20 protein-coding genes are annotated in these 25824 nt (G+C 71.1%); 4 read left to right on the top strand and 16 right to left on the bottom strand.

Annotated features, from left to right (window positions below):
- Positions 1 to 4 precede the first annotated feature (4 nt).
- Together ACZ5U5_RS09565 and ACZ5U5_RS09560 are read left to right on the top strand one after the other, a co-directional pair.
- On the top strand, positions 5 to 451 hold the full coding sequence (locus ACZ5U5_RS09565; protein ID WP_469018581.1) for an acyl-CoA thioesterase: 447 nt from the start codon (positions 5 to 7) through the stop codon (positions 449 to 451).
- Positions 448 to 1134 carry a DUF8185 domain-containing protein gene (locus ACZ5U5_RS09560; protein ID WP_469018578.1) on the top strand — a complete coding sequence of 229 codons (687 nt, stop codon included), beginning with the start codon at positions 448 to 450 and terminating at the stop codon, positions 1132 to 1134. Before ACZ5U5_RS09565 ends, ACZ5U5_RS09560 begins: the two co-directional genes overlap by 4 nt.
- A 36-nt stretch (positions 1135 to 1170) precedes the next feature.
- Here the strand turns inward: ACZ5U5_RS09560 and ACZ5U5_RS09555 are convergent, their stop codons facing one another.
- Positions 1171 to 1584: a globin gene (locus ACZ5U5_RS09555; RefSeq protein ID WP_469018575.1), complete on the bottom strand. Its 414-nt coding sequence runs from the start codon at positions 1582 to 1584 to the stop codon at positions 1171 to 1173.
- Positions 1585 to 1731: 147 nt separating this feature from the next.
- Between ACZ5U5_RS09555 and ACZ5U5_RS09550 the strand changes: the two genes are divergently transcribed.
- Complete coding sequence (locus ACZ5U5_RS09550; protein WP_469018572.1) at positions 1732 to 2706, top strand: methyltransferase domain-containing protein; 975 nt, start codon at positions 1732 to 1734, stop codon at positions 2704 to 2706.
- A gap of 21 nt (positions 2707 to 2727) precedes the next feature.
- Here ACZ5U5_RS09550 and ACZ5U5_RS09545 read toward each other — a convergent pair whose 3' ends face one another.
- From ACZ5U5_RS09545 to ACZ5U5_RS09480, 14 genes are all read right to left on the bottom strand, one after another.
- Positions 2728 to 4029 carry an FHA domain-containing protein gene (locus ACZ5U5_RS09545; RefSeq protein WP_469018569.1) on the bottom strand — a complete coding sequence of 434 codons (1302 nt, stop codon included), beginning with the start codon at positions 4027 to 4029 and terminating at the stop codon, positions 2728 to 2730.
- A gap of 89 nt (positions 4030 to 4118) precedes the next feature.
- On the bottom strand, positions 4119 to 5462 hold the full coding sequence (locus tag ACZ5U5_RS09540) for a VWA domain-containing protein (protein ID WP_469018566.1): 1344 nt from the start codon (positions 5460 to 5462) through the stop codon (positions 4119 to 4121).
- A 92-nt stretch (positions 5463 to 5554) separates the two neighbouring features.
- Positions 5555 to 6928, bottom strand: a complete 1374-nt coding sequence (locus tag ACZ5U5_RS09535) for a PP2C family protein-serine/threonine phosphatase (protein WP_469018564.1) — start codon at positions 6926 to 6928, stop codon at positions 5555 to 5557.
- 2 nt (positions 6929 to 6930) lie between these two features.
- Positions 6931 to 9543, bottom strand: coding sequence for a serine/threonine-protein kinase (locus tag ACZ5U5_RS09530; RefSeq protein WP_469018561.1), 2613 nt, complete (start codon positions 9541 to 9543; stop codon positions 6931 to 6933).
- A complete protein-coding gene (locus tag ACZ5U5_RS09525; RefSeq protein WP_469018558.1) occupies positions 9540 to 10859 on the bottom strand; it encodes a hypothetical protein in 1320 nt (439 codons plus the stop codon). The genes ACZ5U5_RS09530 and ACZ5U5_RS09525 overlap by 4 nt, the downstream gene beginning before the upstream one ends.
- Before the next feature lie 39 nt (positions 10860 to 10898).
- Positions 10899 to 11918: a glutamate ABC transporter substrate-binding protein gene (locus tag ACZ5U5_RS09520; protein WP_469018556.1), complete on the bottom strand. Its 1020-nt coding sequence runs from the start codon at positions 11916 to 11918 to the stop codon at positions 10899 to 10901.
- Positions 11919 to 11935: 17 nt separating this feature from the next.
- On the bottom strand, positions 11936 to 13435 hold the full coding sequence (locus tag ACZ5U5_RS09515; protein WP_469018553.1) for a hypothetical protein: 1500 nt from the start codon (positions 13433 to 13435) through the stop codon (positions 11936 to 11938).
- 258 nt (positions 13436 to 13693) lie between these two features.
- Positions 13694 to 14671 (bottom strand): N-acetylglucosamine kinase, encoded by a 978-nt coding sequence (locus ACZ5U5_RS09510; protein ID WP_469018551.1) that lies wholly within the window; start codon positions 14669 to 14671, stop codon positions 13694 to 13696.
- A 2-nt stretch (positions 14672 to 14673) separates the two neighbouring features.
- Positions 14674 to 15939, bottom strand: a complete 1266-nt coding sequence (locus tag ACZ5U5_RS09505) for a 6-phospho-beta-glucosidase (protein ID WP_469018548.1) — start codon at positions 15937 to 15939, stop codon at positions 14674 to 14676.
- Between the two features lie 8 nt (positions 15940 to 15947).
- Positions 15948 to 16865, bottom strand: coding sequence for a carbohydrate ABC transporter permease (locus ACZ5U5_RS09500; RefSeq protein ID WP_469018545.1), 918 nt, complete (start codon positions 16863 to 16865; stop codon positions 15948 to 15950).
- 9 nt (positions 16866 to 16874) lie between these two features.
- Complete coding sequence (locus tag ACZ5U5_RS09495; protein WP_469018542.1) at positions 16875 to 17810, bottom strand: carbohydrate ABC transporter permease; 936 nt, start codon at positions 17808 to 17810, stop codon at positions 16875 to 16877.
- Between the two features lie 18 nt (positions 17811 to 17828).
- Positions 17829 to 19169, bottom strand: coding sequence for an extracellular solute-binding protein (locus ACZ5U5_RS09490; protein ID WP_469018539.1), 1341 nt, complete (start codon positions 19167 to 19169; stop codon positions 17829 to 17831).
- 62 nt (positions 19170 to 19231) lie between these two features.
- Positions 19232 to 20389, bottom strand: coding sequence for an ROK family transcriptional regulator (locus tag ACZ5U5_RS09485; RefSeq protein ID WP_469018537.1), 1158 nt, complete (start codon positions 20387 to 20389; stop codon positions 19232 to 19234).
- A gap of 188 nt (positions 20390 to 20577) precedes the next feature.
- Positions 20578 to 21657 carry a mechanosensitive ion channel family protein gene (locus ACZ5U5_RS09480; RefSeq protein ID WP_469018534.1) on the bottom strand — a complete coding sequence of 360 codons (1080 nt, stop codon included), beginning with the start codon at positions 21655 to 21657 and terminating at the stop codon, positions 20578 to 20580.
- A 269-nt stretch (positions 21658 to 21926) separates the two neighbouring features.
- Between ACZ5U5_RS09480 and ACZ5U5_RS09475 the strand changes: the two genes are divergently transcribed.
- The gene (locus ACZ5U5_RS09475) at positions 21927 to 22463 is read left to right on the top strand and encodes an HNH endonuclease (protein ID WP_190080400.1); all 537 of its coding nucleotides are present in this window, start codon (positions 21927 to 21929) and stop codon (positions 22461 to 22463) included.
- 66 nt (positions 22464 to 22529) lie between these two features.
- Here ACZ5U5_RS09475 and ACZ5U5_RS09470 read toward each other — a convergent pair whose 3' ends face one another.
- The gene (locus tag ACZ5U5_RS09470; RefSeq protein WP_469018531.1) at positions 22530 to 25478 is read right to left on the bottom strand and encodes a beta-N-acetylglucosaminidase domain-containing protein; all 2949 of its coding nucleotides are present in this window, start codon (positions 25476 to 25478) and stop codon (positions 22530 to 22532) included.
- Positions 25479 to 25824: the final 346 nt, after the last annotated feature.

The raw sequence follows: 25824 nt of genomic DNA, 5'->3' as shown, positions 1-25824 counted from the left end.
TTACATGAGTCGGCATATCTACAGCTGCCCCCTCCGGTGGTCGGACATGGACGCCTTCGGGCACGTCAACAACGCCGTCTTCCTGCGGTACTTGGAAGAGGCGCGGATCGACTTCATGTTCCGGCTCGCACCGGGGGACGGCAGCCCGTCGTTCTCGGGCGGGTCCGTCGTGGCCCGCCATGAGATCGACTACGTACGGCCGTTGGTCCACCGGCACTCGCCGGTGACCATCGAGTCGTGGGTGACGAAGATAGGCGCGGCATCGCTCACCATCTCGTACGAGGTCAAGGACCCCGAGCAGGTGTACGTGCGGGCCTCGACGATCGTTGTTCCGTTCAACCTGGAGGCACAGCGGCCGCGGCGGATCACCGCCGAGGAGAAGGCCGTTCTCCTGACCTTCATGGACGACGACGGCGATGACGCCGGGAGTTCGGAGGCGCTCGTCGCATGACGGCGCAGCTGCACTTGGCCGATGCCGGGGAGGCGGGAGATCTCGCCGCCTTCCTGGCCCGGCTCATCCACTACGACAAGGCCGCCGCGGTCCGTCTCCAGGCGGCCGGCGACACGCTCGCCGTGTTCGGCAGGCCGCCGTCGTTCGAGGTGCTCGCCATCCGTACGGCGCGCCTCGCGAAGCCGTACGAGCACGGGCTCGACTCCACCCTCGACGTCACCGTCTCCGCCGGTGAACTCCTCGAATCCGTGGGGGAGTCGGCGGAGTCCGTCGAGTCGGCCGGAGTGGTCCGCGTGCCGCAGGCCGTGACCGGGCCGCCGTGGGCCGGGGTCCTTCCGCCGCGCGGCGGCTGGCAGCCCGAGCAAGGGCTTCCGCACGTGGACGCGGTGCGGGGCCTCGTGGCCGCCGCGGTCGCCGAATTCAAGTCCCGGGTCGAGGAGTTGCCGCAGGAGCGGCGGATCCGGGCCGAGCTCGATCAGCTGGGACGGGAGATCTGGTCCCGGACCATCGGGGACACGGGCCTGCCCGTGCGCGCCGCGCACGCCGCGCAGGCCCTGGGGTTCCTGCGGGGGGACACGCTCGACCTGCTGTCCTCCGGACCGTGGCTGCGGCTGCGCACGAACTACGGGTCGATCGCCGTACGCCGGGCCGGTGCCGGCGGCCTCTCGGTGACGCCGGCCTGAGGGCCGGGCCACCGGAGAAGAACGCGCCGAGGGCCGTCAGCCCTCGGAGTTGACCATGGACGCCGCCGCGTACGTCAGGTAGTTCCACAGCGTCCGCTCGTGCTCCTCGGAGAGCTTCAGCTCATCCACGGCGGCACGCATGTGCTTCAGCCAGGCGTCGTGCGCTGCCCTGTCGACGGTGAACGGGGCGTGGCGCATCCGCAGCCTCGGGTGGCCGCGGTTGTCGCTGTACGTGCGGGGGCCGCCCCAGTACTGCATCAGGAACAGCGCGAGGCGCTCCTCGGCAGGGCCCAGGTCCTCCTCGGGGTACATCGGTCGCAGCAGCGGGTCCTCCGCGACCCCCTGGTAGAAGAAGTGCACCAGGCGCCGGAAGGTCTCCTCGCCGCCGACCTGTTCGTAGAAGGTCTGCTCCTGAAGCGTGCCGCGCGGGATCTCTATCACACCGTCCATGGTCTCAGACGGGGCGACCGAGGACGGAAGGCTTAGGACCGCCGGCCACCGATACGCGATCGCCGGCCTCCGGGCCGGGACCGATCTCCTCCGTATCGGTACGTCCTGCGGCTCGCATCGCGGGCCATACCGCAGCACAGTGGCTATATGGGACCCACAGTCGACCCGCTCCTCGCCGCCGAGGCGGGAACCGCCCTGGTGCGCGAGATCGAGGCAGGCGGTGCCTGGGCGCGGGACCCCGGACTGCGCGCGGCCTTCGAACAGGTCCCGCGGCACCTGTTCGTGCCGTACTACTACGTCGCGTCATCGGGCGGCGGATACGAACGCCTCTGGGGCGAGGACCCCGACCCCGGACACCGGGCACGCTGGCTGCGCGGTGCCTACGCGGACGTCCCGCTCGCCACCCGCGTACGGGACGGAGAGCTCCTCTCGTCCAGCAGCCAGCCCTCCCTGATGGCGAAGATGCTGGACGAGCTGGATCTGCGGGACGGGGACTGCGACGTCCTGGAGATCGGCGCGGGAACCGGCTACAACGCGGCCCTGCTCGCCCACCGGGTCGGCCAGGAGCACGTCACCACCGTCGACCTGGACCCGGAGATCACCGAGTCCGCACGGCGGCATCTGACGGCCGCCGGGTACCACCCGGCCGTGGTCACCGGTGACGGAACCGCGGGGTGCCCCGAGCGTGCTCCGTACGACCGGATCATCGCGACCTGCACGCTGGGCTCGGTGCCGCGGCCCTGGCTGGCCCAGTGCCGCCCCGGCGCCCGCATCCTGGCCCCGCTGGCCACCGGCCTGATCGCCCTCACGGTGCGGGACGCCGAGCACGCGGAGGGCCGCTTCCTGCACACCCCCGCGTACTTCGTGCCGCTGCGGGGCGGCGGCAGAAAGGCCCCGCACGAGCAGCACCTCGGGGGGCTGCCGCGCAGGGCCCTGCAGAACGAGCTCTTCCGCTTCTTGCTGGAGCTGACCGCGGGCAGCCTCGACCCCTATGAGGCCCTCGCCCTGTGGCAGCGCGAGGGCCGGCCGGTGCGCGAGCGGTTCGGCGTCACCGTCAGCGGGCCGCACGAGTGGGCCTGGCTGGACGACCCCGAAGGGCCGTACGCCTGGCCACTCGCGTGAAAAAGCCCTGACGGGCCCGGCTCAGCTGTGCCGGATCGTGATCGTCGTCCAGGCGCCCACGTGCACCCGGTCGCCGTCCTGGAGCGGCACGGGGACGAACGGCTGGATGGGCTCCTCGCCGTTGTTGACCGTGGTGCCGTTGGTCGAGTTCTGGTCGACGACCGCCCAGCTGCCGTCCGGCTGCTGGACCAGGACCGCGTGCTGATGCGAGACGCCCGGGTCCTCCGGCGGCACCGACAGGTCGATGTCCGGGGTGTCACCGGTGGAGTGCCGGCGGCGGCCGATGGTGATCTGGTTGCCGGCCAGCGGGCGCTGCTGCTCGGGCGAGTACGCGGGCAGGTTCAGGCCCGAAGCCTCGGGGCCGCTGCGGTGCATCATCGCCATGAAGTACTCGCGGTCGGGGCCGATCGTCGCCGACCAGGTGACCGTGCCGGTGCTGGGTCCGGGGACGGCCTGATAGCCGGGGGGACCCTGAGGCGCCTGCGTCTGCTGAGGCTGCTGGCCCTGTTGCTGATGGCCCTGCTGCTGGCCCCACTCGCCCTGCTCGGGAGCCTGCGGAGCACCTGGACCCGCAGCACCCGGACCCGCAGCACCCGGACCCGGAGTGGACGACGAGGGCGGCGGAAGCACCCAGTCGTCGTTGCCGCCGCCGAAGGACGGGCCGCCGGGACCCGGACCGGGAGGCGGCGGGGTCCCCGTCTCCTGCGGGAACGCGGGCGGAGCCGGCGGACCCTGCTGCTGGAACGACTGCGGGGGCCGGCCCGACGGGTCACCGCTGTAGGGCGGCGGGGGCGCCTCGCCACCGTACGGCGGGGGCACCTGACCAGAGGGGTTGCCGTTGCCGAACGGCGGGATCGGCTCGGCGGGCCGGTTCATCTGCGAGGGCCGCGAGCCCTGGTAGCCGAACGGGTCTTGACCGGGCTGGGTGCCGTGCGGCTGCCGGCCGGGCGGCTGCTGGAACTGCTGCGCCGGGTTCGGCGTCGGCGGGTGCGGGGCGGCCGGGGTGTACGAGGTGGCCGTGTTCGTCAGGAAGTTCCAGCGGCACTCCTCGCAGAACGGCGCGTTCGCCTCGCGGGGCGTGCGGCACTGCGGGCAGAGCTCGGGCTCGGCGCCCTGGTCCGGCACGGCCGACAGGTGCGGGTGCCCCGGGGCCTGCTGGGGGTATCCGTATCCGGCGTCCTGGCCGGGCCCCGGCGGCGGGTAGCCGTATCCGGGAGCGGCCGGAGGCGGCGGGGGCGGGGGCACGGCACCGGCCATGCGGTGACCGCAGACCTCGCACCAGTCGTCGGAACCCGACTGGTGTCCGTTCGGGCAGGTCGGCATGTCGGCGCTTCCCCCTCTCCTTCTCCGGCCCTGAGGGCCGTACGTGCTGCTGTGGGGCTGTTTGTCAGTACGGATCAGTACGGGTGCTGCTACTTCTTCACGCGAACAGTCTTCGTCGACCGTGTCTCGAGAGTCATCTCGTCGGCCTCGGCGACCCTCGCTTTCAATCGAACAGTACCTGCCACGGCGTCGACCACGTCGACCACCTTCGAAAGCAGCTTCGCGGTGTCCTCGTTGCCCGAGGCGCTGGCGAGCTGCACGGCGCGGCCCAGTTTGGCCGTGGCTCCGTCCATATCTCCCGACTTGCGCGCATCGAGGCCCTGCTGGATCACCTGGGCCAGTTCCGCCTGGCCCGTGTAGTGCGCCACCTGCGGGTTGATCGACGTCGAGGCGGACATGTCATCCGTCCACACCGCCCGCACCAGGCCCTGCGAGAGCGTCTGGGCGCTGCCGTCCGGCTGCGGCACGATCAGCGAGACACGGGCCGCGAGCATCTCCTGGCCGAGCTCGGCGTTCGGCACCTCGACACAGATGTGGTAATCGCGGGACTCGTCGCCCCAGGACCCGGTGGGATAGTCGCCCGCGCGCGGCCCCGCCTCCGTGCGGCGCTCCGTCAACTCCTCGACCGTGGGCGCCACTTGCTTGACGAACTTGATCTCGGAGCCGAGCGGCGTCCACACCCGCAGGCTGACGTCGGCGACCTCCTTGCCCATCGCCGCCTCCATCATCTGCGTGAAGTCGGCGGCCAGGCCCGAGGGGTCGGCGACGATGTCTGCGGTGCCGAGGAGGGCGGAGGCGATGCCCGTGACCTCTTTCACCTCCCAGTCGGTGCCGACACCGCGGGCGTCGCAGGTGAAGCGGCCCGCGCAGGCGTCCAGGGAGGCCCGCAGATCCTCGGGTGACTCGTGTTCATTGCGGCCGTCCGTCAGCACGATCCCGTGCCGGATCGAGACATCGGCCGAGGCGAGCAGCCGGTCGGCCAGGCGCAGCCAGGTGCCGATCGCCGTGCCGCCGCCCGCGCTGAGCTTGCGCAGCGCCTGCTTGGCCTGCTCCCGGGTGGCCGTATCCGCGACCGCGAGGCGGCCGTTGCCCGGATAGACCTCCTTGGCGACATGGGTGCCGCCGATCACCGCGAAGTGGACTCCGTCACGTACGGCGTCGATCGCGGCGGCCGTGGCGTCACGGGCGCCGCGCATCTTCGTCGGCGGGTAGTCCATCGAGCCCGAGCAGTCGACCATGATCGCCACGGCCGCGTCCGGGGTCTGCCCCGCCGAGTAGAGGTGCGGGGCGCTCACCGCGGACCCCACCGTGCCACCGCCCGTCGAGGTGACCGTGGCGATCGCGTTGACCTCGCGGCCGCCCTCCGGGAGGTACTCGTTCTGATAGACGTCGACCGAGAACTGAGGCACGTTCGACTTCGAGAAATTGGCCATGGATCTCTGCTCCCCCTAGACGTTCCCACCGGCTTCCCCAAGCCGGTGGGTGACAAGTGCGCGTGGCCGGCACCCCGTTACGGGGGCCTTCACTAGGCGGATCCTGCCCCTTGCGGCACGACACGGAACGGCAGAATCGCCACTGTTACGTTGTCGTGGCCCCCGCCGTCCAGTGCGTGGCCGACCAGGACCTGGGCGCTGTGCAGCGGGCGTTGGGCGGAGTCGACGGGCACGGCCCGTGCCATGTCCTCCACCGCTTCCGCGTAGTTCCAGAGCCCGTCGGTGCATACGACCACTACACCCGCACGGTCCGGCTTGAAGGAAGCGGTGTGCGGCTCCAGTTCGTACGCGTCGGCGCCGAGCCAGCCCGTGATGGCGTGCGCGCGCTCGTCGGCGTACGCCTCCGCCTCGTTCATCAGACCCGCGGCCACCATCTGCGCGGCCCACGAGTCGTCCTCGGTGAGGCGGGCCGCCGGGCCGCTGCGGTCGTCGGGGACCCAGTAGGCACGGCTGTCGCCGACCCAGCCGACGACCAGCAGACCACCGGCGACGATCGAGCCGACGAGGGTGCACGCGGGGGCGTTCTGGTGCGGGGAGTGCTCCCTGGCCTGAGTGGGCTCGGCGGCAAGGGCGTTGACGGCGTCGGACGCCGCGAGGATCGCGTCGTGCATGGCCTGCTGCGGGTGCGTGCCGCGCGGCAGGGCGGCGAGCAGCGATTCGTTCGCCGCGCGGGAGGCGGCGAGCGAGGCCTCGTCGGGGCGGGTCGCGGACGAGACGCCGTCACAGACGATCGCGACGACGGCGGGGGAGCCGTCCTGCAGCGCGGTCGACGAGATGGCGAACGCGTCCTCGTTGCGGTGGTGGCGAAGACCCCGGTCGCTGACCGCGGCGACCGCGTCGAGCTCCTGCTCCATGTGGTCGCGCTCGCGCGGCTGGGCGTGCCCGCAGTTCTCGCAGTAGCCGTCCGGGTCCACGCGGCCCGAACGGCACGCCACGCAGAGCTTGGTGCCCGCGGGCGGCGTTGGGTCGGGCAGGGCCGTGCGGGGGTCGGCGGGCTCGGGCTCCGGCGGGGCGCCGGGGGCCGGCAGGGGGTACTCGTCCGGCTCGGCGGGGCGGGCCGCGGGGGCGTCCGTCCGTACGTCCGCGGCGCCCTGTACGTTCCCCGCGTTCGGGGAGAGCTCGCCGCCCGACGACTCCGTGACCGGCAGATCGGTGGGCAGGTGCGCGGGCACCGGCATGTCGGAGCTGTCCACGTCCGGGGCGACGGGCCACTGCGACGACGCGCCGGAAGGCGGCGCCGACGGCGAGCCGTTCATCGCGACGGTGGGGCGGTCGTCGGACCCGGCTGGCTGCGCCGACAGGTCGTGACCGCACGCGCCGCAGAACAGGTCACCCGCTTCCAGCGGCTCTTCGCAGCCGGGGCACGTGGAACCTGCCCCGGCAGTCTGCTGGTGCATCTGCGACATCTTCACACCCACGTCCGAGGGCGGAAACGGTTGGCCCGCTCCACCAGTTCGATCCTTTCCTCGCCACCCTGTGCGAGCCGGGCAAGCGTTCGGTACGAGCGCTCCAGGCCGAACCGGAGGCCGCGCTCGTCCAGGTCGCTGCCGAGCAGCACGGTCCGCGAGCCGCTCGCCGGTGCAGCGGGTGCTGCCGGCGGGGCGGAAGCGTGACCAGGGTGCCTACCGGAGAGTACCCAGTCCAGCGCCGTGCCGAGGACCTCGGTGGAGAGCCGCTCGCGGCGCACCGCGTCCAGGCCGAAGCCCGCCAGGGCCTCCACCTGCCCTGCCGCTGCCGTCAGGTCGTCGAGGAAAAGCGCGCCGGGAGACGGCGCGGTGTCCAACGTCATACGGTGCCGCAGCCTCGCCCGCACCGCCGCGACGCGGGCCGCGGTGTAGTGGATCGAGGCCTCCGGCACCGACTCCAGGGTGTGCACGGCACCGCGCCGGTCACCCGCGGCGAGCTGCACCCGGGCGAGGCCGAACGCCGCGCTGACATAGCTCGGGTCGGTGGCCCACACGAGGCGGTAGTACTCGGCCGCGTTGTCCAGTTGCTCCAGGACCTCCGCGCAGACGCCGAGGGCCAGCTTGGGGGCGGGCTCGCCGGGGAACGCGTCGTACACCGCGTCGAAGGACAGCGCCGCGCTCTCGTGGTCGCCGGACGCCAGTGAGGCGACGCCTCGATACCAGACCACCCGCCAGTCGTCCGGGTGTTGTATCTCCAGCTCCGTCAACGCCTGCGCGGCGGGCTCCGGTTCACCCATGGCGAGGCGGGCCCGCAGCCCGCGCAGCCGCAGCTCCACCGAGTCGGAGGGCGCGGCCCGCAGCGCGGTGATCAGCTCGGCGGGCGCGGACGCCATGAGCCCGGCGAGGAACCCGGCGTTGGGGTCGGCCGGATCGACGCGCGGCACCGGCAGGGCGAGCGCCGTCGCGGGGGCGTCGAGCGGCCGGACGATCCGGGCCGGCGGCGCGGCGGGCGGCACGGGCGGCGCGGCGATCGCCGGGGTGCTGTTGCCCGTGCCCTGGCCATTGCCCGATCCCTGGCCGTTGCCCGCTGTCAGCTCCGCGCGCCCCTTGCGCCGCCCCGGGGGTAGCACTCGTACCCCGAAGTGCGAGACATCGCCCGTCAGTTCGGCGAACAGCTCCGTGTCCGTGACCTTCACCTCGGGCCCGAACAGCGTGGAGAGCGCGGGACGCGGCCGCCCCGTCTGGAGGGCCACGACCTCCCGCAGGACGCCCGTGAGCTGCTCCGCCATCTCCTGCGCCGAGGCGAACCTGCGGGCCGGGTCCGGGTCGGTGGCGCGCACGAGGAGGCGGTAGAACGACTCGTACGTACGGAAGACCTCGATGTTGTCGGGGTCCGGCAGGGAGTCCACGAAGACGTTCGTGTAGCCCTGGAAGTCGAAGGTGAGCACGGCCAGGGTGCGCGCCACCGTGTACAGGTCCGAGGCCACCGACGGGCCCAGCTCGGCGACTTCGGGGCCCTGATAGCCGACCGTGCCGTAGATCGCCGACTCGTCGTCGTCCATGCGGCGGACCGCGCCCATGTCGATCAGCTTGAGCTGGTCCTCGGTCTGGATGGCGTTGTCGACCTTGAAGTCGCAGTACAGGAGATTGCGGCTGTGCAGATGCCCGAGGGCCTCAAGGGCCTCGATGCCGAACGCGCAGGCCTGCTCCACGGGCAGCGGGTCGCGCTTGCCCTGCGCCGTACGGCGTTCGTTGGCGATCTCCTTGAGGGACTTGCCGCCGACGTACTCCATGACGATGTAGCCGTCCATGGAGCCCGTGCGCTGGTCGAGGTGCTCGACGAAGTTGTAGATGCGGACGATGTTGCTGTGCTCGATCTCGGCGAGGAAGCGGCGCTCGGAGATCGCGGCGGCCATCGCGTCCTGGTCACCCGTGTCGAGCAGGCCCTTGAGGACCACCCAGCGGTCGGACACCGCGCGGTCGACGGCGAGATAGACCCAGCCGAGGCCGCCGTGCGCCAGGCAGCCCACGACCTCGTACTGACCGTGGACGATGTCGCCGGGGTTCAGCTTCGGCACGAACGAGTACGGGTGGCCGCACTTGGTGCAGAACCCCTCGGTGCGCCCCGGCCGGTCGCCCCGCGCGCGGCCCACCGGCGCCCCGCAGTCGGAACGGGAACAGAACCGCTTCCGCTCGGGAACCTCGGGGTTCTTCTGCACCGCCTGGCGCGGATCGGGGCGCGGCACCTCGGGCACGAGGACCAGGCCCACGCCGAGCCTGCTGCGGGCGGACGTGCCGGCGGAGGGGCCTGAGCTGCGCACCGAGACCGAGCGGGAGGTGGAGCTGCCGGACAGCGAGCGCGAGAGCCGCCCCGACACCGATCTGCGCGAGGACTGGGAGCGCGACGAGCGGGACGAGGCACGCGAACTGGACCGGGAGCTGCTGCTGCCCGAACCTCTGCCGCCGCCGGTGATGCCGGTCGGGGGAGAGGACACCAGGCCGGTCGGGGAGACGACCGGGGCCAGGCCGCAGGTGTCGCAGTACAGCTCGCCGCCGCCCACGTCCTCGTACGACCCCGTGCATCCGGGTCGCTGGCACTTCTGCTGCTCACTCATGCTTCCCCCCTCCGGTCGGTGGGACCGCCCTGTTGCGGGACCCTCGATGCAAGGACTTCGGCCGCCGCCTGCTGATAACGAAGCACCGCCTGTTCGGCGACGCGCAGATCGCAGGGCGCGCTCCACAGCATCCGGCGCGCCGCGTCGTACCGCTCGACCAGGAGCGGGTCCTCCGCGTGGCCGAGGCGGGAGACCTTCGCCTTGTAGGCGTCCAGGCGGCCGCGTAGCTCCGCGCGGACCGCGAGGGGCTGGGTGACGGCCGTCAACGACTCACGGGCGCGCATGAGTTCGTCCTCGGCCTTCTCCTCGAGTGACTCCAGGAGCGGGGAGAGCCGGTGCCACTGGGCGTGTCTGCGGTAGTCGGACGCCATCGCGAGCTGCTCCTGCAGCGCGGTCGAGGGGCCGCTGACGGCGGGCACCTCGGACGCCGCGATCTTCGCGAGGACCTCGCCGCGCGCCGAGCGAGCCTCGGCCAGGGTGCGGTCGGCGCGTGAGAGCACGTCACGCAGCCTGCCGAGCCGCAGCTCCGCGTCCTGCCGGACGGTGAGCACCGCGTCGATCTCGCGGCGTACGTCCTCCAGGGCGCGGGCCTCGCGGTCGTACCGCTCGGTGTGCGGACGGCCGCCGCCAGGGGCCGAACTGCCCTTCGCGGGCTGCCAGAAGGCCAGCGGGTCGGACACCACCTGCTCGCGCAGCAGCGTCAGCTCCGACGTGATGCGCTCCAGGTCGTCGCCCGCCGGGTGCTCACCCGGGCGCACTCCCACGGAGTGGGCGAGCCGACGAGTGCGGTGCAGCTCGGCGGCCAGGAGGTCGATCCGGGCGGGCAGCGCGGACCAGACCGCGTCGGCGGCGACGACCATGTCGAGCGAGTGCGCGTACAGGTCGTTCATCCGGGAGACGAGGTCGATGAGCGTGAAGCGCTCGGTGAGCTTGGCGGGCCCGGTGAGCGAAGCCGACGGCGCGGGGGCGGCGCCGCCGGCGACGGTGACGCTCTCACCGCGCAACAGCTCGGTCAGCTCCACCAGATCGTCCCGGTTGGGCCAGCGTCTGCGGGCTCGCACCTCGTGCGCCGCGCGCAGGGCGGCGGCGTACGCGTCGAAGTAGGCCCACAGCAGTGTGATCCGCTGTTCGGTGGACTGCCAGCGCTCCTGTGTGGTGCCGGTCAGGCCGGCACCTTCGAGGAGTCGGCGGCCGGCGTGATCCTGAAGGGCGAGGAGCGAGGTCTCGATCGCCTCGTGCTCGGCGTCGAGCCGCGCCAGCGCACGGTCCACCTCGTCCCGGTCCATCACAGGACCGGCGGGTCCCGCGACGCTCATCGATCACCTCTCCGCTCTGCGTTGCCGTGCATGTCAGGATCAGTCGCTGTACTTCGGTGCGGGCGGTCCCGCCGATGTGCCGAGGCCCGGCTTCAGCCACTTGTCGTACGACTCCTGCCAGCCGTTCTTGTCGTCGTCGCGGTAGTCCTCCAGGACTTGGTTGACCCGTCGCACCAGGTCGTCCGCGCCGTTCTCCGGCTTCTTCATCGCCACGCCGTAGTACTCGGTGTTGAGCGGTGCGTCGCCCTTGAGTTCGACCGTCGGGTCCTGCGCGGCCTGGCTCGCGGCGAGCGCGCTGTCGGTGACGACGGCGTCCACCTCACCGAGCTGGAGCCTTACCAGGCAGTCGAGTTGGTTCGGCACCGTCGTACCGATGTCGGCATCCAGGCCCTTCTTCTTGAGCTCCTCCAGCTGGGCGAGCGCCGTGGAACCCTTCGCGGAGCAGACCTTCTTGCCGTCGAGCGAGTCGTCGAACCCGGTGATGTCCGAGGACTTGGGGGCCAGGACCTGCTGTCCCGTCTTGAAGTAGGCGGTGGAGAAGGTGACGTCCTCCTCCCGCTCACAGGTGATCGTCATGGTCCGTACGACCATGTCGACCTGGCCGCTCTGTATCGCCTGCACGCGCTGGTTGGTGGGGATGGCGCGGAAGAGGACGGCGTCGCGGTCGCCGAGGATCTCCTCGGCGATCTTGTGTGCGAGGTCGATGTCGAAGCCTTCGAGCGTCCCCGTCTTCTTGTTCGGGTCGCGATAGCCCCAGCGGTAGCTGTTCTGGTCGACGCCGACGATGAGCTTCTTGACGTCGCGTTTGCGGATGGCCTCGATCGTCGGGCCGTCCTTGTCGTCCGGCGAGAGGCTCTCCTCCGGCGCCTTGCACTCCTCGGCGCGCGCGGGTGCGGCCGCCGACGAGCCGTGGACGGCCCGGCTCTCGTCCTTGCCGGACTCGGCCGCACCGCCGGCCTCCGGCAGCACGAGCACGAGGGAGCCCGTGAGCGCGCAGGCCACCGCCATGGCGGCAGCTCCGCCCCAGCCGCGCATCCTCGCCAGTCCTCGCGTACGCATCGTCCGCTCGCCCCCTCTCACCTGTACTCCGACAGCCTGCGCCCGACGCCGAGCACGGCGCCCGCCGCGGCGAGCACGGCGAGGACGGCGGCGCCCACCGGGAGTCCGCTCATGGCTCCCTTGCCGTCCTTCGCGGCCTGCTTGAACTCGGCCCGCTCGTGCGTCAGCGCTGCTTCGAGAGCTTCGTCGACGTTGTCGAAGCACTCACCGGTGGGCTCGTCGTCCTTGTCGCCGACGACCTTGGCGAGCGCGCCCTGGTAGTCACCCGCGTCGTCGCTGTCCCGCGCGGTCTTGTGCCGGTCCTTCCAGACCGACACGTTCTTCGCGGCCTCCTCGACGGGGTTCTTGCCCGCGGCGTTGTCGGCGACGGCGACGGCCTTGCCGAGCAGGCCGCTGTCGGCGCTGCCGAGTTGCTTCATCTGTGCCTGGTAGGCGACGTCGAACTTGTCCTTGACCGTCTTGTCCGCGCCTACCTCTACGGTTTCCGCTCCCCGGCTGACCAGCGTGAGGTTTTCGTTGCTGCGGGCCTTGAGGGAGCTGATGCGGGCGTCGTTCAGGACGTTCAGGGACTGCACGCCGTTGTCATACGAGTCGTTGAGGCCCGAGCGCGCGAAGGTGTGACCGGCGACGAGCCACAGCAGGACCACCGTGGCCGCGGCGGTCGCGGCGACCAGACCGTGGTTGAACACACGGTTCGTGCGGTGGTAGTTGCGGCGCTGGGCCCAGACCAGGGCGCCGAGCGCGAGCAGGCCGAGCGCGATGGCGAACCAGGGATACGGCTTCGCGTCGTCGTAGTCCCTGTTCAGCCGCTGCTTCTCCGCGGTGTAGAGCTGCTCGGCGGCCGGGAGCATCTCGGTCTGCATCTTGTCGTTCGCGTACCGCAGATAGGCGCCGCCGAGCGGCAGGCCCTGGCGGTTGCTCGCGCGGGCGCGCTCGATCAGGCCGGTGTACTCGGGGAGCAGCTTGTTCAGCTTGCTGACCGAGGCGGCGGCCGACGAGCCCGAGCCCGCGTTCGACGCGGCGTTCGCCAGCTTCTCGGAGGCCCGCTCGATGTCGGCCTTGTACCGGTCGCGCACCTCGGCGGGTTCCTGACCGCCCGCCAGGAAGCCGCTGGAGGCGGCCGTGTTGGCGTCGGCGAGGGAGCGGTAGATGGCGGCGGCGTCGTCGCTCAGCGGCTGGCTGCGGTTCAGGACGCTGTCCGCGGCGGCCGCTCGGTCGGACATCTGCCAGGTGGTGATCGCGCCGAACGCCACGACGAGCAGCGCAAGGAAGGCGCCGATGATCCGCAGCTTTCCCGGTTCCGTCGTCGCCGCCGCGCGCAGCCGGTCCCGGCCCTCGATCCACGCGGGCCTGCGGGGCGCCGCGCCCGGCACGGCCGGTGTGGCCTGTGCGGATGCCGCGGAGTCCGGCCCTGCCTGCGGTGGGACGACGGGCATCGTCGGCGCGGCCTGTCCCGGCGGCGCGGCGCTGCCCTTCGGCGGGTATGTCACCTCGACCTCGACCTCCCCCTTGGTCATCGGACGTTCACTTCCGCCCGGCGTGCGCGGTGCGGGAAGAAGTGCACGGCGGCAAGTATCGCCGCAGGGACCGACATCCGCACAGGTCTTGACTGGATCTTGTTCTGATCACTGCGTCGGGAGACCTGTCCGGATCATGCGAATCCTGTCCGGATCAAGCGAAGATCGCACACCACCCCTGCCCTTGAATACGCGATTTCGTGCGGATCGGTTCCCTGCCGGGCCGATGAACTCCGGGCGGATGGGCTCGGCCGTCCTTCAGGAAGCCCCCGTCTCGTAGTGCTCCCGCACGCGCGCGTGCACCTCGGTGGGCGCTCCCACCTGATCCAGGCCGAGCAGCGCCGCGCCGAGCACGGGACGGGCCACCACCACCCTCGCCACCGCCTTGGGTGCGCGATCGGCCAGCAACGCCCTCACCCGGTCGTCCAGTTGCGGGTGGCGGGCGGCGAGGACACTGCCGCCGAGGAGCACCGGGGTCTCCTCGCCGAGCAGGTCGAGGCGGTCCAGGGCCACCGTCGACATGGCGACGACCTCGTCCGCCATCCGGTTCACCAGGGCGCGCGCCACCGGGTCGCCGGCCGCCGCGGTCGCGAAGAGCACCGGCGTCAGCTCGTGCCGGCGTACGGGGGCGATGGAGCCCAGGTGCAGGGCCTCGATCAACGCGTACATGGAGGAAAGGCCGAAGTGCGCGGGCAGTGTCTCCCGCAGCGCGGTCGCGTCGCCGCGGCCGTCCTCGGCCCGCGCCGCGTACCAGAGCGCCTCCTCGGCCAGGCCGCCACCGCCGCCCCAGTCGCCGGAGATCCGGCCGATTGCGGGGAAGCGTGCCGTGCGCCCGTCGGGCAGCATGCCCACGCAGTTGATGCCGGCCCCGCACACCACGGCGACGCCCCGCGGCTCGGCGTCCTCCAGGAGTCCGGCGCGCAGGATGGCGAAGGTGTCGTTGCGTACGTCCACGGAAGGGCCCCACGCGCGGCGGCGCAGGGCCGCCGCCAACTCCCGCTCCTCCACCGGGAGATCGGCGTTCGCGAGGCAGGCGGACACATGCCCCACGGAGTCGGTCCCCGCCTCGGCCAGGGCCCGCGTCACCGCCTCCTCAAGGATGTCCACCGCGGTCTCGACACCGACCTGGGGCGGCTGGAACCCGCCGCCGCGGGCCGCGCCGACGACGGCGCCGTCGGCCGCGACCACCGCGACGTCGGTCTTGCTGTTGCCCGCGTCGATCGCGAGCACGCTCATGCCTACGCCCACGCCAGGTGCTCCCGGTTGTGCGCGATGAGGCGGTCGGTGAGCTGCTCCGCGTACGCGTACTGGCCGACCAGCGGGTGGGCGAGCAGCGCCTTGAACACGCGGTCGCGGCCGCCGTGCAGCGCGGCCTGGAGGGCCAGGTCCTCGTAGCCGGTGACGTTGGCGATGAGCCCGGCGTACAGCGGGTCCAGCTTCGGCACGGCCAGCGGCTTGGCGCCCGTGCCGTCGACCGTGGCCTGCACCTCGATGACCGCGTCGTCCGGCAGGAACGGCAGCGTGCCCTTGTTGACGGTGTTCACCACCTGGTAAGGGCTGCCGCCGTTGCCCAGCAGCGAGGCCGCCAGGTCCACGGCCGCCTCCGAGTAGAAGGCGCCGCCGCGCTTGGCGAGCAGCTCCGGCTTCTCGTCGAGCGTCGGGTCGCCGTACATCTCCAGCAACTCGCGCTCCATCGCGGCCACTTCGGCGGCGCGTGAGGGCTTCGTCTTCAGCTCCTCGACCACGGCGTCGTGCTGGTAGAAGTAGCGCAGGTAGTACGAGGGCACGACGCCGAGGCGGTCGACGATCTCGCGCGGCATGCGCAGGTCGGCGGCGACCGCGTCACCGTGCTCGGCGAGCAGCTTGGGCAGGATGTCCTCGCCGCCCGGACCCCCGAGTCGTACGCCTGTCTCCCAGGTGAGGTGGTTGAGGCCCACGTGATCGAGGTGCACCTCGCCCGGCGCGACATCGAGCAGTTTGGCGAACTTCCGCTGGAAGCCGATCGCCACGTTGCACAGGCCGACCGCCTTGTGCCCGGCCTGGAGCAGCGCCCGCGTCACGATGCCCACGGGGTTGGTGAAGTCGATGATCCACGCGTTCGGGTTCGTACGGCGTACGCGCTCGGCGATGTCGAGAACGACCGGGACCGTGCGCAGGGCCTTCGCCAGGCCACCCGCGCCGGTGGTCTCCTGGCCGACGCAGCCGCACTCAAGCGGCCACGTCTCGTCCTGCTGCCTGGCCGCCTGCCCGCCGACGCGCAGCTGGAGCAGGACCGCGTCGGCGTCCGCGACGCCCGCGTCCACGTCCGACGTGGTGACGATGCGGCCGGGGTGTCCCTGCTTGGCGAAGATGCGCCGTGCCAGGCCCCCGACGAGTTCGAGACGGTCCGCGGCGGGGTCGACGAGGACGAGCTCCTCGATCGGCAGGGTGTCCCTCAACCGCGCGAATCCGTCGATGAGTTCGGGTGTGTAGGTCGACCCTCCGCCGACCACTGCGAGCTTCATATCGGTTCTCAGCCCTTTACTCCGGTGAGGGTGACGCCTTCGACGAAGGCCTTCTGTGCGAAGAAGAAGATGATGATGACCGGCGCCATGACGAGCAGGGTCGCTGCCATGGTCATGTTCCAGTTGACGCTGTGGGCGCTCTTGAAGGATTCCAGGCCGTAACTCAGCGTCCAGGCACCCGGGTTCTGCGCGGCGTAGATCTGCGGTCCGAAGTAGTCGTTCCAGCAGTAGAAGAACTGGAAGAGCGCGATGGCGGCGATGCCGGGCTTGGCCATCGGGACAACGATCTTGACCATCGTGCGGAACTCGCCGCACCCGTCGACCTTGGCCGACTCGATGTACTCCTTGGGAATGGTGAGGAGGAACTGCCTCAGCAGGAAGATCGAGTACGCGTCGCCGAACGCCATCGGGATGATCAGCGGCCACAGCGTGCCCGAGAGGTGGAACTGCTGGGCCCACACCAGGTACATCGGGATCACGATGACCTGCGGCGGCAGCATCATCGTGGAGATGACGAGCAGCATCGCGGTGCGCCGGCCGCGGAAGCGGAACTTGGCGAGCGCGTACGCCACGGGGATCGCCGAGCAGACCGTGAAGAGGGTGCCGAGGCCCGCGTACAGGAGCGAGTTGCGCCACCAGTCCAGGAAGCCCGGCGTCTCGAACACGGCCTTGTAGTTCGACCAGTGCCAGGAGTCGGGCCACAGGTCGCCGCTCATGGCCTGCGAATCGCTCATCACCGACGTCAGGAAGACGAAGACGAACGGCAGGACGAAAAGGAGCGCCACGGCTATCGCCACGCTGTGCACGGCGATCCAGTGCAGGGCCCGCTTGCGGCGGGCGCGGGCGGCGGCGGGTCCGCGCTGCTTGTGCGGGGCGGGGGCGGGCGCGGTGGGCGCGGTGGGCGCGCTGAGAGTCGTGGAAGTCATCGAAAGTCCTCAGTCCTCCGCCGAGAGCAGCCCGGAGCGCTTGCGCATCAGGAGCAGCGTGACGGCCATGGCGATGGCGAAGAGCACGAGCGAGAGCACGCACGCGGCGCCGGTGTTGAAGTTCTGGAAGCCCATCTGGTAGACGAGCTGGGGGACCGTGAGGGTCGAGTGGTCGGGATAGCCGGGCTGGATGACCGACCCGGGGCCGATGTTGACGCCGGAGGCGACCTTTCCCGCGACCAGGGCCTGTGTGTAGTACTGCATGGTCTGCACGACGCCCGTGACCACCGCGAACATCACGATGGGCGTGATCGCGGGCCAGGTGACGTAACGGAACTTCGCGAACGCCCCGGCGCCGTCGAGATCGGCGGCCTCGTACTGCTCCTTCGGTACGTCGAGCAGCGCCGCCATGAAGATGACCATGAGGTCGCCGATGCCCCACAGGGAGAGCAGCACGAGCGAGGGTTTGGCGGTGTCCGGGTCGTTGAACCAGTTGGGCCCGGAGATCCCGACCGCGCCGAGGATCTCGTTCACCGGGCCCGTGCCCGGGTTGAGCAGGAAGACGAAGGCCACGGTGGCGGCCACCGGCGGGGCGAGATACGGGAGGTAGAAGGCGGTGCGGAAGAGCCCGGGGCCTGTCTTGATCTTCGTGATCAGCAGCCCGAGCGAGAGCCCGAAGACCACCCGCAGGGCCACCATGATCACGACCAGCCACAGGGTGTTCCACAGGGCGGGGCCGAACAGCGGCATCTGCTCGAACACGTACTTCCAGTTGCGGAGGCCCACGTACGAGGGCTCCTTGATCTGGTTGTAGTGCATGAACGAGAAGTAGACGGTGGCGATCAGCGGGTACGCGAAGAAGACGCTGAAGCCGACGAGCCAGGGGGAGAGGAAGCCGAGCGTGCGCAGTCTGCGGCGTGCGGGGTTGGAGAGGGTCATGGCCATGGCGGGGTCCTCAGCTCTTCAGCTCTTCGACTGGAGGGTGTCGGCGTCGATCTGCTCGTCGAGCTTCTTCAGGCCCTTGCGCAGGTCACCGATGCGCCCGGCCTCGACGGAGTACGCGAAGTCCTGCAGCGAGACGACGTAGGCGCCACCGTTCACCGAGGGCGGCAGGGCCTCGCTGTGCTTGTTCTCCAGGATGTCGAAGAAGGTCCGGAAGGTCGGATCGGCGTCCAGGTCGGGGGACTTGAGCGCCGCGAACGTGGAGGGCACGTTGTGGATGGCGTTCGCGAAGTTCACGACCTGCTTGGTGTCAGCGGTCAGGAACCGCACCAGTTCCCACGCGGCGTTCTGGTGCTTGCTGCTGTGCGCGATGCCGGCGACGGTGCCGGTGATGAAGCCGCGCCCGTAGGTGTCGGCCTGGTCGTCGGGGACGGGCAGCGGGGCCACGCCCCAGTCGAACTTCGCCTTCGCCTCGTCCAGCATCAGGCCGCGCCACTCACCGTCCAGGTGCATGGCGACCTTGCCGGTCAAGAACGCGTTCTGGCTGGACATCTCGTCGCCGAAGGTCAGCCGGAACCGCTCCAGGTCGTTGAACCCACCCTGCGCGGCAGCGAGTTGCCCGGTGGCCTTGAAGAAGTCGTACGTGGAGGGGTCGTCCGCGAGCCGCGCGTTGCCCTCGGCGTCGAAGTACTTCGGTCCCCACTGGGCGAAGAGGCGGTCCGGACTGTTCTGGTAGAAGCGGAAGTTGGGCAGATACCCGACCTGCTTGTACGAGTTCCTGCCGCTGCGCACGGTCAGCTTCTCGGAGACCTCCTTGAACTCGAACATCGTGCGCGGGGGCCGCTCGATGCCCGCCTTCTTGTAGGCGTCCTTGTTGTAATACATGCCGAAGGCGTCCGCGAGCAGCGGCAGGGCGCACTGGCTGCCCCGGTAACTGGTGTAGTCGAGAAGCGTCTTGGGGAAGACCTTCTCCTTGTCCAGGCCGGTCTTCTTCATGAACGGATCGAGGTCCGCCCACATCCCGGAGTCGCAGTACTGGCCCACGTTGTTGGTGGTGAAGGAGGACACCACGTCCGGGGCCTTGTCACCGCCCGCCCGCAGGGCCTGGTTGACGGTCTCGTCGGAGACGTTGCCGGTGGCCTTCACGTCGATGTTCGGGTGCAGCTTCTCGAAGCGGGCGATGCTGTCGTTGACGGCCTTGACCTCGCCGGGCGTCGCCCAGCCGTGCCAGAACTTCAGGGTGACGGGCTTGCTCGGGTCGTCGTTCGCGCTGCCGACGCTCGGGTTGGCGCAGCCGGAGAGCAGGAGACCGGCTGCGGCGAGCGCCGCTGACGCGCAGGTGGGCATGCGCCATCGCGGCATGGCGGACTTCCTTTACGGGGAGGGGAGTTGGGATGGGGGGCCGGGCGAGGGGTGGGGCCCGCTCAGGCCGTGTCGAAGACCTGGTCGCGGGCCTGGGTGAGGGCCGAGCGCAGGGCGCCGGTGAGGATCGGGTCGCCGTCGAGTTCGCTGATACGGATCTGCGGGCGGGGGAGTGCGAGCCCGCTCAGTTCTTCCTCGACCCGGGCGCGCAGCTTGTCGCCGCCCGCCTGGGCCACCGAGCCGGAGAGGACGACGAGTTCGGGGTCGACGACGGCGACCACGGCGGCGATGCCGGTGGCGATCCGCCGTGCGACCTCGGCGAGCGCCGCGTCGTCGGCCATGACCTGCGCCAACGTGGCCCCGCCGCCGGCGAGTTCCCGCACGACGTACGCGGAGACGAGGCTCTCGAAGCCGCCGCTGCCCCCGCCCCGCGTGTCTCCGCGCAGCAGGGGAGCACCCGGCAGCGGCATGTAGCCGATCTCGCCCGCGCCGCCGGTCGCTCCGCGCAGCAGGGTGCCGCCGAGCACGATGGCGGCGCCGACGCCTTCGTCCAGCCAGGTCAGCACGTAGTTGTCGTGGTCCTGGGCGGCGCCCTCGTACTGCTCGGCGACGGCGGCCAGGTTCACGTCGTTCTCGATGACGACGGGGGTGCCGAGGACGGCGGCGAGATCGTCGCGCAGCGTCCGTGAGTGCCAGCCCGGCAGGTGTGGGGCGTACCGCAGGGCGCCGGTGTGCGGGTCGATGGCACCCGGGGTGCCGATGACGGCGGCCCGCAGATCCTCGTGCCCGAGGCCCGCCTGGCGCAGGGCGCCGTCGACGGCCTCCGCGACGAGCTGGGCGGTGCGGTGGCGCACGTCCTCGGCGACGGCTTCGGCCTCCACGCGCTCCTTGCCGAGGACGGTGCCCGTGATGTCGGCGACGAGTGCGGTGATCCCGGTGGGGTCGGCGGACAGCGCGGCGACGTGTCCGGCGCCCGGATCGATCTCGTACAGCAGGGCGTTGGGCCCCGGCCGTCCGCTCAGGCTGCCGGTGGTGTGCACGAGCCCGGCCGCTTCGAGACGCCCGAGGAGCTGGGAGGTGGTGGGCTTGGACAGCCCGGTCAGCTCACCGATGCGGGTGCGGGTGAGGGGTCCGTGCGCGACGAGGAGGTCAAGGACGGCCCGGTCGTTCATGGCACGCAGGACACTCGGGGTGCCCGGAGTGCTGCCCGCTGCTGCCATGACGTCACCTTACTTTGGTCGGCTCGGTCGGCCGCTAACTGTTAGGAAACTTTCCAATTCGTGAGGACGGTAAGGCTGGCGTGAATAAGGCGTCAATAGCGAACGCCCCCGCGGCAACCAAGTCGTTACCTGCGGGGGCATGCTGTTGCACGGGGTGCGTCTGAGGGGGTGGATCTCCTCGGCGGGAGCTACTTCGCCAGGTTCGGCGGCGGGGTGATCGGGGAGGCCGCCAGGGACTGCGGGGAGGTCGCGGACGCGTACGCCGACGGGGCCGCCACGGCTGCCGACGGGTCCGCCGCCTCCTCCATGGCCTGGAGCGGGAGGCCGCCCACGATGCGGATACCCGCTTCGTCGAAGGCCTGCTTGATGCGCCAGCGCAGCTCGCGCTCCACGCTGAGGGCGTTGCCGGGCATCGTCTTCGCGGAGACCCGTACGACCATCGAGTCGAGCAGGACGCTGTCCAGGCCGAGGACCTCCACCGGGCCCCACAGGCGCTCGTTCCACGGCTCCTCCTTGGCCATGGTCTCGCCGACCTCGACCAGCTTCGCCTTGACCTTCTCCAGGTCCTCGTCCGGGCGGACGGTGACGTCGACGCCCGCCGTGGACCAGCCCTGGCTGAGGTTGCCGATGCGCTTGACCTCGCCGTTGCGGACGTACCAGATCTCGCCGTTGTCTCCGCGCAGCTTGGTCACGCGCAGGCCGACCTCGATGACCTCGCCGGACGCCACGCCCGCGTCGATCGAGTCGCCCACGCCGTACTGGTCCTCCAGGATCATGAAGACGCCGGAGAGGAAGTCCGTGACCAGGTTGCGGGCGCCGAAACCGATCGCCACGCCCGCCACACCCGCCGAGGCGAGCAGCGGGGCGAGGTTGATCTGGAATGTGCCGAGAATCATGAGCGCGGCGGTGCCGAGGATCAGGAACGACGCCACCGAGCGCAGCACCGAACCTATGGCCTGCGAGCGCTGGCGGCGGCGCTCCACGTTCACAAGAAGACCACCGAGCGCGGTGCCGTTCACGGACTGGGCCGTGCGGTTCATGCGCTCGATGAGCTTGGTGATCGAGCGCCGGATGACCACGCGCAGGACGACGGCCACGGCGACGATCAGCAGGATGCGGAGCCCGATGCCCAGCCACGCCGACCAGTTCTGCTCCACCCAGCTCGCGGCGTTCGTCGCGTGCTCCTGGGCGTCTTCCAGGGTCGGGGGCTTCGGCGTCGACTTGTCGTCCGGGTCCGTTCCGGCTGCTGACAGAGCGGACAGGAACACGGCAGGTACCTCCAGGCATAGCGGCCTGCCCAGGAGATGCACCGGGCAGAGACACCACACTAACGGGGCATTGTGTGTGGATCGTTGTGATGTTCGAGGGAGAGACGGTGCTCACCTGGGGAAGAACAGGGTGTCGTACATGTGTGGTCGAAAACACTCCGAGCCCGTTACCAGCACATGGTGGCGCTTGGACCAGGCATGAGGGGAGACTGGCTACAGATCGTCCCGGCGCGAGCCACGCGCCGCCGGCGTACAAGGAGGCATCCGCCGTGCCGCATGTCTTGGTCCTCAACGCGTCGTACGAGCCACTCGGCGTCGTACCGCTCCGCCGCGCGCTCGTCCTCGTCCTGGAGAACAAGGCTCTCTGCCTCGAGGAATCCGGCGCCTTCATGCACAGCGCAACGCGCACTGTCCCCGCACCCAGCGTGGTCCGCCTCAAGCGGTTCGTCCGGGTCCCTTACAGGGGGCCCGTTCCTCTGACCAGGCGGGCGCTCTTCGCCCGTGACGGCGGTCGGTGCATGTACTGCGGTGGCGTCGCAACCAGCGTCGACCACGTCATTCCGAAGAGCCGTGGCGGTCAGCACGCCTGGGAGAACGTGGTGGCGTCCTGCCGCCGCTGCAACCACACCAAGGCGGACCGTCATCTCCTGGAGCTGGGGTGGCGCCTGCGTCACAAGCCCGCGCCGCCCTCGGGGCTCGCGTGGCGCATCATCGGGACCGGGCACAGGGATCCGCGCTGGCTGCCGTACTTGCAGCCGTTCGGCGCGGACGACGCGATGGCCCGGATCGACGGCATTTCCGCCTAGGAATCGATCCGGGCTCTGTTGTACGCGGCCGCCCGCACGGGGCCTGAGCGTGGCCGTCGGCCGCCGTCAGTCCCCGGCGGCCGCGGCCACGGCGTACGCCTCGACGGACCAGAGCGAGTAGCCGAAGCGGGTGGCCCGTTTGTCGCCCTGGATGCGGATGTAGCGGGTGTCGCGGGCGTCCATGCGGATCGACTCGCGGCCCCCCTCGCCGTCCTTGACGGTGGCCGCCGTGCGCCATGTCTTGCCGTCGGCGGAGGTCTGCACGCGGTAGCCCGCCGCGTACGCGTCCTGCCAGCGCAGGACGACCTGGCCGAGCCTGACCGGTTCCGCGAGCTCCAGCTGCCACCAGGCGCCGTCCTCGACCGGTGACGACCAGCGGGTCTTCGGGTCGCCGTCGTTGGCGCCCGACGCGGGGAAGTCCTTCGTCTCGTCGCCCGATGACGACGCCTTCGCGCCGCGCGCCAGGTCGGGGCCGTCCGTGCGGGGGTAGGCGCGGACCGACACCGTGCGGGTCTGGCCGTCGAAGGTGACCGGGATCTCGTACGTCCCCGCGCGCGTGCCCGCGGGGACCGTGACGTCGACCGGGACGTCCACGCGCGTGCCGCGCGGCAGCGTCGACTTCTCCGGGGTGCGCACCTGGACGCCCTTGGGCGCCTTCGCCGTGACCTTGCCCTGTACGTCACCGGGGCGCAGGGACGTCAGCTCCGCGGTGATCCGCTGCGGGCCGCCGCCGATCTCCACGTCGGCCTCGGTGCGGGCCAGGGAGAAGCGCGCGGCGGGGGAGTCGGCGTACCAGGGGACGACGTGGCGGACGGTGCCCTCGGTGACCGTGACGCGGACGGCGTCGGCCCGGGGGGCTCCGGTGTCCTTGGGCCTGGCCTCGGTGAAGCCCGTGCCGGACAGGGCGCCGACGCGGCGCCAGCCCTCGCCGGGGACGTGGGCCTCGATGCTGCCCTTGGTGCCGGGGTCGGTCAGGGCCGTCACCGCCGTGAGGGGGCGGGCGCGGGGGGAACGGACCGTCGCGCGGTCCGACGCCTGCTCGCCGTCGAGCCCCGCCCACGACCCGTACGCCTTCTGGGCCCGCGTCAGGAAGGGAGAGAGGACGCCCTCGCCGACGGTCACCCGGGAGGCCTTCAGGTCCTTCTGGAGCCCCGACAGGGTGCGCGACGCGCGCCAGGCGGCCGCGCCGTCGCCGGTGGACTGCGCGCGCAGCATGTCGACCGCTGTCTCGCCGGCCTCCCCATAGCGCGCCAACTGCTCGACCCAGGGCCCCACCTCGGTGTCGAGGTCGCTGTCGGCGAGGCGCCGCGGAGCCTCCTTCATGACGGTGAAGGCGTCCCGCAGGGCCTGTCCTGTCTTCTCGACGCGGGCGGAGTCCGTCGTCGTACGCGCACGCCAGAAGTCGGCCATGAGCGGGCGCAGATACGCCGACTCGTCGGCGCCGAGGACGGACGAGGCGTCGTTGCCCGCGAGGGCCCGCAGGGCGCCCCGGGCCTTCGCGTCACCGCCCGACAGGTCGTCGATCGCGGCGAGCCAGGATTCGTGCGGGCGGTAAGCGCGCGGATTCCAGGCGTAGTCGGCGGCTGTGAAGAGGGGGATGCGGGAGGCGGAGGGCTGCTCCATGGCGTTGCCGAGCAGCGCCGCCGAGCCGGTGGCCACGGCGGGTTCGCGGCCGGTGTAAGGGCCCAGGAAGATACGGTCCTGCGCGAAGTCGTTGACGGGATAGTTGTCCATCGTCACGAGCGGATGCGAGCCGAACGCCTTGCGGGCCCCGGCCAGTTCACGCCCGGTGATGGTCTTGGGGACGACGCCGACGCCGGTCCACGCCACCTCGACGCGCTCGTCGAGCCGGGCGGCGATGGCGTCGCGGTACTCCGTGGAGCCGTTCTGGTAGTACTCCGTGGGCATCAGGGAGAGCGGCTTCGCGCCGGGGTGGCGCTCGGCCAGATGCGCGGAGACCGCGTTGGCGACGCGCGCCTGCGCCTTCGCGGCGGCATCGGGCCCCGAACCGAAGGCTTCGGCGTCCGCCCCGCAGTGCCACTCGCTGTAGCTGACGTCCTGGAACTGCAGCTGGAAGGCGCGTACGCCAAGCGCCCACATCGCGTCGATCTTGCGGTTCAGGGCCTTGATGTCCTTGTCGGACGACATGCACATGGCCTGGCCGGGGGCGACGGCCCAGGCGAGCGTCACGTGATTGCGCTTGGCCCGCTCGGCGAGGGCGCGGAAGTCGGCGCGTTGGTCGGCGGGGTACGGCTCGCGCCAGCGCGCCTGGCGGTAGAGGTCGTCGCCGGGGGCGTACAGGTAGCGGTTCTGCTTCGTGCGCCCCATGAAGTCCAGCTGGTCCAGGCGCTGCTCGCGGGTCCACGGAGTGCCGTAGAAACCCTCCGTCATGCCGCGGACCGCGGTGCCGGGCCAGTCGCGGATCTGGACCCCGGGGACGGTGGTGCCGCCGGTGCCCTTGGTGAGCAGCTGGCGCAGGGTCTGCACGCCGTGGAAGAGGCCGTCGCTGCCCGCGCCCGCGAGGGCGACGGTGTCCTGGCCGTCGATCCGGCCCACCGCGAGGCGGTAGCCGCCGGAGGGGAGGTCGCCGCGGGGGCGGGCGCCGAGGGTGCGGAGCGCCTGGTCGGCGGCGGCGCCTTCGACGCGGATGACGAGCTTCCCGGCGCCGGTGGGGAGTTGCCCCCCGTCCCTGACCTCAGTGGTCTCGCGGACACCCGCGTCGCGCAGAAGGGCGCGCAGCGCGTCCATGGCGTACGGATCGGGGTCCTTGCCGGTGGCAAGGACGACCTCTTCGGTGACGGTGACCGGGGCCCCGGCCGCGGTCATCGACTGAGGGCGGGGCCAGACCGGGGGGAGGGTGCCGTCACTCTCCCGGTCGTCGTCCGGGGAGGTGGCGGGGGCGCCGGGCTTTCCGGGGAGGCCGGGGGCGGCGACGGCGCCGGGGGCGCCGGAAAGCGCGCCCGCGATGACGGCGACGGCGATGGCCGCCGCGCCTTTCCTGCGCCGCAGTTGCACGGCCCTCTCCTCGTGTCCTTCGTGCCGGTGATCACGTGTGGTGCTTCAGTTGTCTCAGGGTGTCACTGAGCCCACCACTCACGTGGTGGGGGTGTCAACGGGCGTGGGTGTTGTGGGGGTTTTCTTCCCTGTGACATGGGCCGTTCGCCCTCGGGCACGCGTGCGGATTCGTGTGTCGAGATCGGCGGGGCCGGAATGTATCGCCCGGAAGGGGGCAGGGACGGGGGGACCGAAGGTGGAGGGAAGGAAGATCTTGCGTTCGACCCCCCACTCAGGGAAACGAATGTGAGTGCGCGCACGTTCATACAACGGATATGTCTGCGACCCCGTGCATTGGGTAGGGCTG

The organism is Streptomyces sp. NPDC033177 (assembly GCF_055577715.1).
The sequence above is the reverse complement of the archived record's forward strand: the minus strand, read 5'-3'. Positions and strand labels throughout refer to the sequence as shown.

Excerpts from the sequence above, each read along its gene's own strand:
- ACZ5U5_RS09565 (WP_469018581.1), top strand. The coding sequence starts at position 5 with ATGAGTCGGCATATCTACAGCTGCCCCCTCCGGTGGTCGGACATGGAC.
- ACZ5U5_RS09560 (WP_469018578.1), top strand. The coding sequence starts at position 448 with ATGACGGCGCAGCTGCACTTGGCCGATGCCGGGGAGGCGGGAGATCTC.
- ACZ5U5_RS09555 (WP_469018575.1), bottom strand. The coding sequence starts at position 1,584 with ATGGACGGTGTGATAGAGATCCCGCGCGGCACGCTTCAGGAGCAGACC.
- ACZ5U5_RS09550 (WP_469018572.1), top strand. The coding sequence starts at position 1,732 with ATGGGACCCACAGTCGACCCGCTCCTCGCCGCCGAGGCGGGAACCGCC.
- ACZ5U5_RS09545 (WP_469018569.1), bottom strand. The coding sequence starts at position 4,029 with ATGCCGACCTGCCCGAACGGACACCAGTCGGGTTCCGACGACTGGTGC.
- ACZ5U5_RS09540 (WP_469018566.1), bottom strand. The coding sequence starts at position 5,462 with ATGGCCAATTTCTCGAAGTCGAACGTGCCTCAGTTCTCGGTCGACGTC.
- ACZ5U5_RS09535 (WP_469018564.1), bottom strand. The coding sequence starts at position 6,928 with ATGTCGCAGATGCACCAGCAGACTGCCGGGGCAGGTTCCACGTGCCCC.
- ACZ5U5_RS09530 (WP_469018561.1), bottom strand. The coding sequence starts at position 9,543 with ATGAGTGAGCAGCAGAAGTGCCAGCGACCCGGATGCACGGGGTCGTAC.
- ACZ5U5_RS09525 (WP_469018558.1), bottom strand. The coding sequence starts at position 10,859 with ATGAGCGTCGCGGGACCCGCCGGTCCTGTGATGGACCGGGACGAGGTG.
- ACZ5U5_RS09520 (WP_469018556.1), bottom strand. The coding sequence starts at position 11,918 with ATGCGTACGCGAGGACTGGCGAGGATGCGCGGCTGGGGCGGAGCTGCC.
- ACZ5U5_RS09515 (WP_469018553.1), bottom strand. The coding sequence starts at position 13,435 with ATGACCAAGGGGGAGGTCGAGGTCGAGGTGACATACCCGCCGAAGGGC.
- ACZ5U5_RS09510 (WP_469018551.1), bottom strand. The coding sequence starts at position 14,671 with ATGAGCGTGCTCGCGATCGACGCGGGCAACAGCAAGACCGACGTCGCG.
- ACZ5U5_RS09505 (WP_469018548.1), bottom strand. The coding sequence starts at position 15,939 with ATGAAGCTCGCAGTGGTCGGCGGAGGGTCGACCTACACACCCGAACTC.
- ACZ5U5_RS09500 (WP_469018545.1), bottom strand. The coding sequence starts at position 16,865 with ATGACTTCCACGACTCTCAGCGCGCCCACCGCGCCCACCGCGCCCGCC.
- ACZ5U5_RS09495 (WP_469018542.1), bottom strand. The coding sequence starts at position 17,810 with ATGGCCATGACCCTCTCCAACCCCGCACGCCGCAGACTGCGCACGCTC.
- ACZ5U5_RS09490 (WP_469018539.1), bottom strand. The coding sequence starts at position 19,169 with ATGCCGCGATGGCGCATGCCCACCTGCGCGTCAGCGGCGCTCGCCGCA.
- ACZ5U5_RS09485 (WP_469018537.1), bottom strand. The coding sequence starts at position 20,389 with ATGGCAGCAGCGGGCAGCACTCCGGGCACCCCGAGTGTCCTGCGTGCC.